The sequence below is a fragment of the Embleya sp. L77 genome, from assembly GCF_055557415.1.
On the sequence record NZ_CM145710.1, the window covers coordinates 607,487 to 620,310 of the forward strand.

The 12,824-nt window shown below is 71.7% G+C and carries 11 protein-coding genes; 7 read left to right on the forward strand and 4 right to left on the reverse strand.

Annotation, left to right across the window (positions count from 1 at the left end; translation table 11 throughout):
* Positions 1-60 precede the first annotated feature (60 nt).
* Positions 61-1,884 (reverse strand): thiamine pyrophosphate-requiring protein, encoded by a 1,824-nt coding sequence (locus tag ACZOOI_RS32710; RefSeq protein ID WP_465283174.1) that lies wholly within the window; start codon positions 1,882-1,884, stop codon positions 61-63.
* Between the two features lie 293 nt (positions 1,885-2,177).
* Between ACZOOI_RS32710 and ACZOOI_RS32715 the strand changes: the two genes are divergently transcribed.
* Entirely contained in the window at positions 2,178-2,687 is a 510-nt protein-coding gene (locus tag ACZOOI_RS32715; RefSeq protein WP_465283175.1) for an SRPBCC family protein, read from the forward strand.
* Between the two features lie 169 nt (positions 2,688-2,856).
* On the opposite strand, the gene ACZOOI_RS32720 is transcribed toward ACZOOI_RS32715, so the two are convergent.
* A complete protein-coding gene (locus tag ACZOOI_RS32720) occupies positions 2,857-3,171 on the reverse strand; it encodes a DUF6479 family protein (protein ID WP_465283176.1) in 315 nt (104 codons plus the stop codon).
* A 123-nt stretch (positions 3,172-3,294) separates the two neighbouring features.
* On the opposite strand from ACZOOI_RS32720, the gene ACZOOI_RS32725 reads away from it, so the two are divergent.
* The 4 genes from ACZOOI_RS32725 to ACZOOI_RS32740 all read left to right on the forward strand — a co-directional run bounded on the left by ACZOOI_RS32725 (position 3,295) and on the right by ACZOOI_RS32740 (position 7,786).
* Positions 3,295-4,152: a Rieske (2Fe-2S) protein gene (locus ACZOOI_RS32725; protein WP_465283177.1), complete on the forward strand. Its 858-nt coding sequence runs from the start codon at positions 3,295-3,297 to the stop codon at positions 4,150-4,152.
* A 355-nt stretch (positions 4,153-4,507) separates the two neighbouring features.
* Positions 4,508-5,689, forward strand: a complete 1,182-nt coding sequence (locus ACZOOI_RS32730; protein WP_465284200.1) for a zinc-dependent alcohol dehydrogenase — start codon at positions 4,508-4,510, stop codon at positions 5,687-5,689.
* A 160-nt stretch (positions 5,690-5,849) separates the two neighbouring features.
* Positions 5,850-7,172, forward strand: a complete 1,323-nt coding sequence (locus ACZOOI_RS32735) for a PP2C family protein-serine/threonine phosphatase (protein ID WP_465283178.1) — start codon at positions 5,850-5,852, stop codon at positions 7,170-7,172.
* 53 nt (positions 7,173-7,225) lie between these two features.
* A complete protein-coding gene (locus ACZOOI_RS32740; protein WP_465283179.1) occupies positions 7,226-7,786 on the forward strand; it encodes a hemerythrin domain-containing protein in 561 nt (186 codons plus the stop codon).
* Positions 7,787-7,866: 80 nt separating this feature from the next.
* Here the strand turns inward: ACZOOI_RS32740 and ACZOOI_RS32745 are convergent, their stop codons facing one another.
* Positions 7,867-8,037, reverse strand: a complete 171-nt coding sequence (locus tag ACZOOI_RS32745) for a hydrophobic protein (RefSeq protein ID WP_465283180.1) — start codon at positions 8,035-8,037, stop codon at positions 7,867-7,869.
* 201 nt (positions 8,038-8,238) lie between these two features.
* Here ACZOOI_RS32745 and ACZOOI_RS32750 point away from each other — a divergent pair, with 201 nt between their 5' ends.
* Positions 8,239-8,562: a plasmid stabilization protein gene (locus ACZOOI_RS32750; RefSeq protein WP_465283181.1), complete on the forward strand. Its 324-nt coding sequence runs from the start codon at positions 8,239-8,241 to the stop codon at positions 8,560-8,562.
* Between the two features lie 108 nt (positions 8,563-8,670).
* Here ACZOOI_RS32750 and ACZOOI_RS32755 read toward each other — a convergent pair whose 3' ends face one another.
* Positions 8,671-10,926, reverse strand: coding sequence for a catalase (locus tag ACZOOI_RS32755; protein ID WP_465283182.1), 2,256 nt, complete (start codon positions 10,924-10,926; stop codon positions 8,671-8,673).
* A gap of 325 nt (positions 10,927-11,251) precedes the next feature.
* Between ACZOOI_RS32755 and ACZOOI_RS32760 the strand changes: the two genes are divergently transcribed.
* On the forward strand, positions 11,252-12,724 hold the full coding sequence (locus ACZOOI_RS32760) for an aminotransferase class I/II-fold pyridoxal phosphate-dependent enzyme (protein WP_465283183.1): 1,473 nt from the start codon (positions 11,252-11,254) through the stop codon (positions 12,722-12,724).
* Positions 12,725-12,824 lie beyond the last annotated feature (100 nt).

Genomic DNA, 12,824 nt, shown 5'->3' on the forward strand with positions numbered 1-12,824 from the left:
GTCCTCCCGACGCAGGGTGGTGCGACGGGGCAGAGGGGCGCAGCGCTGCCGACATCGTGCTCACTGTCCCTCGCGGGCCCCGGGGCGGTCCTCGCGGTCGCGACCGCCGGGCAACATCTCCTGGATCTTGGCCTTGAGGCCCTGCCGGATCATGCCGCCCCGGTCGCTGTCGCCGTGCACGATCGCCGACGCGGCCGCCTCGATCTGTTCCAGGGTGGCGTGCGGCGGGATCGGCGGCACCGCGGGATCGGTACGGAAGTCGATCACGAACGGTCGATCGGCCGCCAGCGCCTGACGCCACGCCGGTTCCACGTCGGCGGGCTTGTCCACGCGCACCCCGCCCAGGCCGAGGGAACGGGCGAAGTCGGCGTAGCGCACGTCGGGCAGGTCCTGCGATGCCTCGAACTGCGGCGCGCCCTCCATGGCCCGCATCTCCCAGGTGACCTGGTTCAGGTCGCCGTTGTTCAGCACCGCCACGACCAGCCGCGGATCGCTCCATTCGCGGCGGTACTTGGCGGCGGTGATCAGCTCGGCCATACCGTTCATCTGCATCGCGCCGTCCCCGACGATGGCGATCGCGGGCCGGTCCGGGTGGGCGAACTTGGCACCGATCGCGTACGGCACCCCGGGGCCCATCGTGGCCAGCGTGCCCGACAGCGAGCCGCGCATGTCGCCGCGCATCCGCAGATGGCGGGCGTACCAGTTGGCGGCCGAGCCGGAGTCGGCGGACAGGATGGCGTCGCCCGGGAGCAGCGCGTCGAGCGCGTGCACGACGTATTCGGGATTGATCGGGTCGGCGTCCACGGCCGCGCGCCGCTGCATGACCTCCCACCAGCGGGCCACGCCGGCCTCGATGCCCCTGCGCCACTTGCCGTGCTTCTTGCGCCGCACCAGCGGCAGCAGCCGCACGAGGGTCTCGTGCGCGTCGCCGACCAGATTGATCTCGTAGGGGTAGCGCAGACCGATCATCGAGGGGTCGATGTCGATCTGCACGCCGCGCGCCTGCCCGTACTCCGGGAGGAACTGCGAATAGGGGAAGTTGGATCCGATCGACACGAGCGTGTCGCAGCCGGTCATCAACTCATAGGACGGCCGGGTGCCCAGCAGGCCGATCGAACCGGTGACGTAGGGCAGTTCGTCGGAGAGCACGTCCTTGCCCAGCAGTGCCTTGGCGACCCCCGCGCCGAGCAGGTCGGCGAGTTCCGCCACCTCCGCTCGGGCGCCGCGCGCACCCTGGCCGACCAGGATCGCGACCTTCTCGCCCGCGTTCAGCAGATCGGCGGTACGCCGCAGGTCCTCGTCCGAGGGGACGGGGGCCGAGCGGGACAGGGCCAGGCTGGACGGCACCATCTTGAAGGCGTGCCCGGGCGCGGTGTAATCGAGTTCCTGCACGTCGGCCGGGATGATCACGGCGGTCACCGTGTGTCGCGCGTAGGCGATCCGAATCGCCCGATCCAGCACGTTGGGCAGTTGCTCGGGGACGTTGACCGTCTCGCAGTACTCGGATGCGACGTCCTTGAACAGGCTCGCCAGATCCACCTCCTGCTGGTACGAGCCGCCCATCGCGCTGCGCGCGGTCTGCCCCACGATGGCGACGACCGGGACGTGGTCGAGCTTGGCGTCGTAGAGCCCGTTGAGCAGATGGATCGCACCCGGACCGGAGGTGGCCGCACACACACCCACGCGCCCGGAGAACTTGGCGTAGCCGACCGCCTCGAACGCCGCCATCTCCTCGTGGCGCGCCTGGATGAACCGTGGCCGGTCGTCCGCACGCCCCCACGCGGCCAGCAGCCCGTTGATGCCGTCTCCCGGATAGGCGAAGACGTGCTCGACGCCCCACTCGCGCAGCCTGGCGAGAACGTGATCCGCAACCTTCTCCGACATGGCCTGTCCTCTCCGGTGCACGCCGGCGGCGTGTTCGGGGCTCGATTCGCTCGACATCGCGCTCGCCGCGTTTTCGGCCCGGGTGTGGCCGACGGGCCACACGCGACTCGGCTACCCGACGCGGGCCCGGATATACGCGCGCGACGCAGGAGCATGTGCGCGCCGTGTCGCCCGGCCCCGGCCGGTGGATCCCGAGTCGGATCCCGATGGGGCATCGGATCCGACCGGACAGGACCCGGACGCCGCGCGCTGCGGTCGCGCATGGGTTGCAGGCGAGGGGACAGCAGTAGGCCATGGTTGTTCACACACGTTCCGTACACATCGCCGCGCCCGCCGACCGGGTCTATCTCACGCTCGTCGACCCGCTGCGACTGCTGCGCTACTTCCCACCGGTGACCGAGGTCGGCGCGGTGGCCGAGGGGTCCTGGGAGGTCACCGTCGGAGAGGGCGCGACCGCCGTGCGGGCCGCGCTCGTACTCGATCGCGACGGCCCGGCGACCCGGATCGGCTGGGCCGTACGCGACTCGCCCTATCGGGGCACCGTCGTGGTTTCGGGCGGGCCCGGCGAGGTCGACAGCATCGTCACCGCGACCGTCAGGGACGCGGAGGAACCGCCGGATCTGGACACCGAGCTCGCCCAGACCCACGACCCCGGCGACTTCGGCGGCTCGCACGGCCGGGAGGCGCTGCCGGTGGACGCGCTCACCGCCGACCCGGCTGCTCGCCTGGCCGTCGGGGACGTGCTGGAGCGGGCGCTGGACCATCTGCGCGCCTATGTCGAATCCGATCCCGACCGACGCTGACCTCGTCGCCGTGCGTACGGGCGCCGATGTCGTCGCCGTGCGCGCGGGTCGGCTCCCACCCGAGGCGGTGCCCGGATGGGAGCCGACCCCGATCGCACACATGCAACCGGGTCCCGCCCCCACGGGTGGGGACGGGACCCGGACGCGCGACTCGGGCGTCCCTGTCGTGTCAGGCGTCCCTGTCGTGCTCACGCGCGCCGGGCTCCGCCGGTCGGGAACCGAGGTTGCCGAATCCGGGCAGGTCGTGCGGTCCGCGCCGGTGCCCGTCTCGGGGCATCTCCGCGGACTCCCGGCGCTCGCTCCCCGGGTCCGGGGTCGAGCCGGCGGGCAGGTCCCGCGGCGGGGCCGGCGGCGGGCGACGCCTGCGCCGCACCCCGCTGACCACCGGAATGATGAGCAGGACGGCGATCAACAGGGCAGCGAGGATCGCCCCTGTGGTGACGGTTTTGGGGGAGGCCGAGGCAAGCTGTGCCAGAGCAGTCATGTCGGCACCGCTACCCCGACTCGGCGCGGCGATGCCTGGCGACCTCGGTGGACGAGGGTGGTCGAGTGCGGCGGACTCCGAGCCGGCCGGCATGTCGGCGCGGTTCTCGGGAAGCGGGTTCCCATGAGGATCACGACTACGGTAAGCCGCCTGGAGCAGGCCCAGGGCCTGGACCGTCCCGCGGCGTGGCTACGCACACTGGTGGGCCGGCTGCCGCAGGGCCCGGTCCGGGACGCATTGCACGGCGTGCCGCTGGGGCACGCGGTGCACCCGATGCTGGTGCAGGTGCCCATCGGCACCTGGCTCTCCGCCTCGATGCTCGACCTCGTGCCGCGGACCGGGCCCGCGTCCACGGTGTTGATCGCGGTGGGCATCGGCGCCGCGGCACCCGCCGTGGCCGCGGGGCTGGTGGACTGGGCCGAGACGCACGAGCAGCAGCAGCGGGTGGGCCTCGTGCACGCCGCGTGCAACACGGTGGCGGTGGGCCTGTACTCGGCCTCGCTGCTGGCCCGGCTCGGCAACCGACCACTGCGCGGCCGGATGCTGGCCCTGGCCGGACTGGCCGCGGCCGGCACGGGCGGCCTGCTCGGCGGGCACCTCGCCTACCGCCAGGCGACCGGCGTCAATCACGCCGAACACGTGCCGCACGTGGTCGGCGACGGCTCCCGCTGGCATTCCGTCGGCCTGCTGTCCGCCCTTCCGGACGGAAAGCCCGCCCGGCGCCTCCTCGGCGAGACCGCGCTGTTGGTCGTCCGAGACGGTTCGCAGGCGTACGTGCTCGCCGACCGCTGCTCGCACCTGGCCGGTCCGCTGTCCCAGGGCGAAGTCGCCGACGGCTGTGTGACCTGCCCCTGGCACGGCAGCGTGTTCTCGCTCACCGACGGCGAGGTCGTGCACGGCCCGGCGACCGCCCCGCAACCCGCCTTCGAGACCCGGGTCCTCGGCGGAGAACTCCAGGTCCGCCTGCCGGGCGCCGGATAGCCGCTGTCACCGCCGGGACGCGTTCTTGGCGTCCGTGCCGGTCCCGCACCGACGCCCCCGGTCGGGCGCAGGCACTCGACCCGGCCGCGCTCGCACCCGCGCCCGCACGAAACGACGGTTGCGCAGGCATCCGGGCTCCGCTCCACCGACCGCGCGCCCCGGATCACGTCGGATTCGGCGCGCGTGCGCAACCGGGGGTCCCGAACGGCCGGCGCCCCGTGTTTGATCGGGCGTCGACCGGTCAGGCGATTCGGTACGGGATGTCCCCGCCCGGCCGGCGGTCGTGGTCCCCGCGACTCGGCGGGTCCCCCGAGGCCGCCGGCCCATCGAGTACTCGACTCCGGAGATGATCGCGATGAAGGCACTCACCTGGCACGGCAAACGCGACGTCCGCGTGGACACGGTCCCCGACCCGACACTCAAGGATCCGGACGATGTGATCATCAAGGTCACCTCCTCCGGGATCTGCGGCTCGGATCTGCACCTGTACGAAATCCTCGGCCCGTTCCTGAGCGAGGGCGACATCCTGGGCCACGAGCCGATGGGCATCGTCGAGGAGGTCGGCGCCGAGGTCACCCACGTGCGACCCGGCGACCGGGTGGTGATCCCGTTCAACGTCTCGTGCGGGGTGTGCCACACCTGCACGCAGGGACTGCATTCGCAGTGCGAGACCTCGCGGGTGCGCGAACAGGGCATGGGCGGCGCGCTGTTCGGCTACACCAGGCTCTACGGGCAGGTCCCGGGCGGGCAGGCCGAATACCTGCGGGTGCCGTTCGGCAACGAACTCCCGATCAAGGTCCCCGAAGGCCCGCCCGACGATCGGTACGTCTACCTCTCGGACGTGCTGCCGACCGCATGGCAGGCGGTCGAGTACGCCGCCGTCCCGCCCGGCGGCACCCTCGCCGTGCTCGGGCTGGGTCCCATCGGCGACATGGCGTGTCGCATCGCGCTGCATCGGGGCGCCGCCCGCGTGTTCGGCGTCGACCTGGTGCCCGAACGGCTGGCCCGGGCGCAGCAGCGCGGCGTCGAGGTGTTCGACCTCACCGCCCATCACGACATCGCCGACACGATCCGGGCGCTCACCGACGGTCGCGGGCCGGACGCGGTGATCGACGCGGTCGGCATGGAGGCGCACGGCGCGCCGGTGGGCAGGCTCGCCCAGCAGATCGCCGGCATGCTGCCCGACGTGGTCGCCGAGAAGATGATGCGCAAGGCGGGCGTGGACCGGCTCAGCGCCCTGTACACCGCGATCGACCTGGTCCGCCGCGGCGGCACCGTCTCGCTCTCCGGCGTCTACGGCGGGATGGCCGACCCGCTCCCGCTGTTGACCATGTTCGACAAGCAGATCCAACTGCGCATGGGTCAGGCGAACGTGCACCGGTGGGTGAACGACATCCTGCCGCTGCTGGAGGACGACGACCCGCTGGGCACCGAGGATTTCGCCACCCACCGCGTCCCGCTCACCGAGGCGCCGCAGGCGTACGAACGGTTCCAGAAGAAGCAGGACGGCACCGTCAAGGTCCTGCTGCGCCCCTGACCCACCACGGCGCGGCCCCGGTGGCGGGGCCGCGCGCGTAGGCTGGGAGCGACAGCCCTGGGCCTCTCGTGGCCCTCCTGCGGAGCGCACGATCCTTCGAAGTTCGTGGGCCGGCGGATCGACGCGAGTCTCCTCCTTCCCTCTGCGGGGTTCTCGCGCGATGACACCACCACGCACCGATCTCGCCGGCGCGTTGACCGACCTCCTGGAGGCCGGCCGTCGCGCGACCTTCGAGGACCTGCCCCGCCTGCTGGACGCCGCCGCGTTCCGGGCCGGCCTCGGGCACGCCGCACTGTTCGTGGCCGACCTACAGGAGGAGGTGCTGCGCGAGGTGACCGGTCGCGGGCCCGACGCCGGCGCCGGCGGCCGGGAATTGGGCATCGACACCACGCTCGCGGGCCGCGCGTACCAAATCGAACGGCACCTGTTCGCCGGGGACGGCCGGCACGGTTGGGTCCCCGTCCTGGACGGCACCGAACGCCTCGGCGTGTTGTGCCTGGCCGCCGAAGCACCCGTCGGCTCCGACAGCGACACCGACACCGTCCGGGCCGTGGCACGGTCTCTCGCGTCGATGGCGGGACTGCTCCTGATCTCCAAGCGTGGCAACAGCGACTCGTACGCGCGCCTGACCCGTACCCGGCCGATGAGCGCGGCAGCGGAGATGCAGTGGACCCTGATGCCGCCGCGCGCCTTCGCCAACGACCGGGTCGTCATCGGGGCCGCCATGGAACCGGCCTACGAGGTCGCCGGCGACGCCTTCGACTACTCCGTCTCCGGCGGCATCGCCCACCTGGCGATCTTCGACGCCATGGGCCACGACACCTCCTCCGGGCTGACCGCCGATCTCGCCCTGGCCACCTGCCGCAGCCAACGCCGCCGAGGCGTGGACATCACCCGGATCAGCAGCGCCGTGGAGGATGCCCTCGTCGACCGGTTCGGCCTCACCCGCTACGCCACCGGAATCCTCGCCGACCTCGACCTGGACACCGGCCTGCTCACGTGGGTCAACCGCGGGCACCCCCTGCCCGTGATCATCCGCGACGAGCGCTGGGCCGGTACCGCCCACTGTCCGCCCGCCGGGCCCATGGGCGCCCGCCTCGGCCTGCCGATCACCCTGTGCCACGAACACCTCCAACCCGGCGATCGGCTCCTGCTCCACACCGACGGCATCACCGAAGCCCGCGACGGCAACGGGGAGCGCTTCGGCATCGAGCGATTCACCGACTTCGTCATCCGCCATCACGCCGACGGCCTACCCGTCGCCGAGACCCTGCGCCGGTTGGTCCACACCGTTCTCGCCTACCACCGGGGCCGACTCGACGACGACGCCACCGTCCTGTTCTGCCAGTGGAACGGCCACACGACGAGCACGCACCGACCGCGCGCCCGCGAAGGAGCGCCACGACGTCCACCGTCCTGCCGCCTCCCGCCGCCGCTGCGCGCCAACGGGTCATGTGTGCGCACCGATTCGCCGGGTAGCTGAGGTGGACGGCGCGGGCCTCAGGTGCTCGCCGCACCGAGAAGAGGCAGGTTTCCATGGGCCACGGCGGGAACGTCATCGAGGAACTCACCGTCGACCATCGCGAGGTCGATGCGCTGTTCGCCCGGATCGAGATCCTGCCGGTCGCAGACTCGCGGCGGCGCGAGGTGGCCGACGAGTTGACCATGGAGCTGGTCCGCCACTCCGTCGCGGAGGAGATGCATCTGTATCCGGCGGTGCGCGAGCACGTCGAGGACGGGGACACGATCGCCGACAAGGAGCTCGCCGACCACGCCGCCGTGGAGGAACTCCTCAAGGAACTCGAAGGCCGCCCCGCCGACGACGGCCGTTTCGACGACCTGGTCGCCCGCCTTCGGCTCGCCGTGGGCGAACACGTCCGCGACGAGGAGGGTCGGCTGTTCCCCCTGCTCGCCGCCGCCTGCACGAACGAGGTGCTGGACGAGTTGGGCGACCGGGTTCGCGCGGCGAAGAAGACGGCACCGACCCGCCCCCACCCCTCCGCCCCCGACACACCACCCGCCGACCGGATCCTGGCCCCGGGTCTCGGCCTGGTCGACCGCGCCCGCGACCTGCTCTCCGGCCGCGGCGGACACTGACCCCGGCGTCCCCGACGCGCGTGACCCGCCGGTCCGGCAACCGGCGGGTCACGCGGTGGTCGCGGCGAGGCCGCGCGGATCTACCAGCGGTACCAACGGCCGCGACTTCCGCCGGTGCCGGTCGAACGGAAGAGGAAGCCGAGGAGCCAGATGACCAGGACTGCGATGGCTACCCACCACAGGACCTTGATCGCGAACCCGGCACCGAAAAGGATCAGTGCGAGGAGCAGGACGAGAAGCAGGGGAATCATCGATTTCACCTCCGCCGATTTTGTGCCCCGTCCTTCGGTCCGCACGCCATGGTCGAGCACCTTTTCCTGATGATTTGTCGCGCCTGCGACGGGCGGCCGACCGGCCGGGAACGCCGGCCCCGTCCGGTGCGGCCTCGCATGTCCTCCCGGCTGTCGGGTACGCGGCATGAAGTCCGATTTTCCCCACGCGAGGTGAGCGGCATGCCCAGCGGATCCAGTCCCAAGCGGGAACGTCAGTACGAGCACATCAAGGAGAGCGCGAAGAAGCGCGGCGAAAGCACCCGGCGCGCCGAGGAGATCGCGGCCCGCACGGTGAACAAGGAGCGCGCCCGATCCGGTGAGTCCAAGACGGCGAGCCGTACCTCGATCAAGGACAAGCCGGCCGGCCGACGCGGCGGGCAGCGCTCGCACAGCGGCTCGCAGGGTCCCACCTACGACCAGCTCTACGCGGACGCCAGGCGTCGGGGCATCAAGGGCCGCTCCTCGATGAACAAGAAGCAGCTCCAACAGGCCCTGAGCCACTGACCCGAGGACCGAGGCGCCTTCCCCCGCGGATTCCGCGCGGATGCGCGGCCCGCCGCCCCCGAGCCGTTGCGTCACGGCTCGGGGGCGGCGGCGGTCGGATCCGGCGGATCAGATGGTGTCCGCCTCCGCCGTCGGGAAGCGGTCCCACACCCGGTGGGTGCCCAGGAGTTCGGTGACCTCGGTCAATACCGCGGACGCGTCCGCGGCGACGACCACTCCCGGGGCAGTGGTCGGGATGCCGGCTGCCGCCAGGCATTCCTCACTGTCCCCCCAGCCGCCGATGGCCTTGGCGTGGCGGTACGCCTCGGCGAGCATGAGCAGGACCCGCGGGTCGGTGCCGGACAGCGGGGTGCCGTTGCCCGCCTTGGCGTCCCGCGCTCCGTACGCGTCCTTGCCCGGGGCCGGGGAACCGGCCAGCAGGATCGCGTCGAACTCGATCGAGCGGGCGGTGGCGAAGCTGCGCTGCACCGGGATGGGTGCGTCGTGGTCCGCCCCGAGGGTGCCGCCGGTGGGGCCGATGACCAGCGGCACCATGCCCGCGTCGAACACCGCCCGCCGCACCGCACGCACGCCCTCCAGGTCGGCGGCCGGGTCGGCGACGATGCCGATCACCCGGCCGGCGACCGGCCACGTGCCGCCGATCTGGGACAGCGCCGGGCTCGGTTCCACCGAGGCCAACGGCCCCGAGGGCGAGGGAGCCGGCAGCCCCAGGCCCTCGGCGACGCGCGCGCACAGCAGCGGGTCGATGTCGGCCAGCACCCGCAGGTTGCGCTCCCTGATCACCTGTTCGTGGCACTTGCCGAGTTCGAACGTGTACGCGGCGATCACGTGTTCGCGCTCGACCGGGGTCAGGCTGAGCCAGAACAGTCGGGGCTGGCTCGTGTGGTCGGCGAACGATGCCGGGGCCTCGCGGACCTTGGCCGCGGGCGGCAGCGGGACCGGCACCTCCACGTAGCCGCCGAGGTCGGCTCCGGCGGTGAACGGGCAGCCGCCGTCGAGCGAGTTCGGCCGATACGGCGCCACGCCCCGGTGCACGGCGTCCTGGTGCAGGCCGTCCCGGAGCATGTCGTTGATCGGGGCGTGCGGGCGGTTGATCGGGATCTGCGCGAAGTTGGGGCCGCCGAGCCGGCTGATCTGGGTGTCGAGGTAGGAGAACAACCGGCCCGCCAGCAGCGGGTCGTCGGTGATGTCGATGCCGGGGACCAGGTGACCGGGGTGGAAGGCGACCTGTTCGGTCTCGGCGAAGAAGTTGCTCGGGTTGGCGTTGAGCGTGAGCAGGCCGATCGGCTGGACGGGCGCGAGTTCCTCGGGAACGATCTTGGTGGGATCGAGGAGGTCGATGCCCTCGAACGTCTGCTCGGCCGTGTCCGGGAAGGTCTGGATGCCCAATTCCCACTGCGGGAACGCCCCGGCCTCGATCGCGTCGGCGAGGTCGCGACGGTGGAAGTCGGGATCCATCCCGCTGATGATCTGGGCCTCCTCCCACACCAGCGAGTGCACGCCCGCCTTCGGCTTCCAGTGGAACTTCACCAGCGTGGTGCCGCCGTCGGCGGCCACGAGCCGGAAGGTGTGGACCCCGAAGCCCTCCATCGTGCGGAACGAGCGCGGAAGGGCGCGGTCCGACATGTTCCAGATGGTGTGGTGGGTGGCCTCGGTGTGCAGCGAGACGAAGTCCCAGAAGCTGTCGTGCGCGCTCTGGGCCTGCGGGATCTCCCGATCGGGATGCGGCTTGCCGGCGTGGATGATGTCCGGGAACTTGATCGCATCCTGGATGAAGAACACCGGAATGTTGTTGCCGACCAGGTCGAAGACGCCCTCGGAGGTGTAGAACTTGGTGGCGAACCCGCGCGTGTCCCGCACCGTGTCGGCCGAGCCCCGTGAGCCCAGTACGGTCGAGAAGCGCACGAACACCGGCGTCTCGACGTCCTTGGCCAGGAACGCGGCCTTGCTCACGCTGCCCGCGGTGCCGTAGCCGACGAAGAAGCCGTGCGCCGCCGCGCCTCGGGCGTGCACGACCCGCTCGGGGATGCGCTCGTGGTCGAAATGGGTGATCTTCTCGCGCAGATGGTGGTCCTGGAGCAGGACCGGTCCACGCGGTCCGGCCTTGAGCGAGTGGTCGGTGTCCGGCAGTCGCACGCCCTGGGCGGTGGTCAGGTACGCACCGCCCTGCGCCACGGCGGCCTGGTCCGTGCCGGTGGGCTGACCGGTCGGGCTCACCGGGTCGGGGCCGCTCTGATCCGGCTTCGGGGGGAGCGGCTCGCGCGGTTCGGTGGGCTCGTCGAGTGGGACCTTCTCGGTGCCGGGGCGGCCGGGGATCACGCCCGCCGGGTCGGTCCTGCGGCTCGCGGGCTCGGGCTTGGCCATGCTTCCTCCGTGTACCAGGTTCTCGGGCGGTGGGTGGGCTCGGACCGGTGGCACTGCTCGCGGACGGGCGCCGTCGACTCGGGCGGGTCCGAACCGGTCGCGAAAGTCACGGCTACCCGTACCGGCCGGATCAAACCGAAACGCCGGTAGTCGTCGGGGCCGGCCGGCCATCTCGCCCGGCCCGGTTCCCGACCGATCGATCGCAATGGGAGCCGCGCCGCGCCGCCGCCCCGGGTTCCCGGCCGCCGTTCCTCCGACGATTTCCCGAAAGGCGCGCATGCGCCATCGGGGTGTCGGGGTCCGAGGATGTGGGCAGCCGAGGGACATGGATCAGTCGGAGACACCCGTTCTGGATGCGCTTGCGGCCTACCACAAGAGGGCCTACACACCGTTCACCCCACCGGGCCACAAGCAGGGCCGGGGCATCGACGCCCGCACGAGGGCGATATTGGGGGAGGATGTGTTTCGCTCCGACCTCCTCGCCACCTCCGGACTGGACGACCGGAAGTCCTCCGAAGGCGTGCTGGCCCGGGCCCAGGAACTGATGGCCGAGGCCGTACACGCCCGGCACACCTTCTTCTCCACATGCGGCAGTTCGCTCTCGGTCAAAAGCGCGATGCTCTCGGTCGCCGGGCCGCACGAGAAGCTGGTGATCTCCCGCGACGCACACAAATCCGTGGTGTCCGGACTCATCCTCTCCGGCGTGCGCCCGATCTGGGTGGAGCCGACCTGGGACCCCGAACTCCACCTGGCCCATCCCCCACAGCCCCGGTCGTACGCCGCAGCCTTCGCCGAACACCCGGACGCCCGGGGCGCGTTGGTGACGAGCCCGACCCCGTACGGCACCTGCGCGGACCTGGCCGCCATTGCCGAGGTCTGCCACCGGCAGGGTCGGCCGCTGATCGTCGACGAGGCGTGGGGCGCCCATCTGCCGTTCCACCCCGACCTGCCCACCTGGGCGATGGACGCCGGCGCCGACGTCTGCGTGACCAGCGTGCACAAGATGGGCGGCGGCCTGGAACAAAGCTCGGTCTTCCACCACCAGGGGGACCTGGTGGACCCCGACGTCCTGCGCACCCGCGCGGACCTCCTCGGGACCACCAGCCCCAACGTGCTGATCTACGCCGCACTCGACGGCTGGCGTGCGCACATGGTCGCCGACGGGCACCGCCTCCTCGACGCCGCGCTGCGCCGGGCGCACTCGGTGCGCGCGAGTGTCGAGGACATCGACGGCATGCACGTCGAGCATGCCGAGTTCCTGGGCCCACAACGCGCCCACGACCTCGACCCGCTCCAGATCATCATCGACATCCGGGCGCTGGGGCCCACCGGCTACGCCGCCGCCGACTGGCTGCGCGAGCACCACCGGATCAATCTGCACGTGTCCGACCATCGCCGGATCAGCGCACAACTGAGCTACGCCGACGACGACCACACCACCTCGACGCTGCTCGAGGCGCTCCGCGATCTGGCGGCACACGCCGACTCGATCGACGACGGAGGGCACTCGGTCCACATCCCCGATCCACACGAACTGCGTCTGGAACAGGTACTCCTGCCTCGGGACGCCTTCTTCGCCCGCACCGAGCAGGTGCCTGCCCGCGAGGCGATCGGCCGGATCAGCGCCGAGATGCTGACGCCCTACCCGCCGGGCGTCCCCGCCGCCCTGCCCGGCGAACGGCTCACCGCGCCCGTCGTCGACTACCTCACCTCCGGTGTCCGGGCGGGCATGGTCGTGCCGGACGCGGTGGATCCCGACCTCGGCAGCATCCGCGTGGTTCACCGGGAACTCGACTGAGCACGGCCACCCGCCGTCCCGACCCGAACGGGCGCTCGGCGAGCACGGCCTGTGTGATCGCCGAGGTTTGTCGCGAGTACGTCAGGGCAGCGGGGCGAAG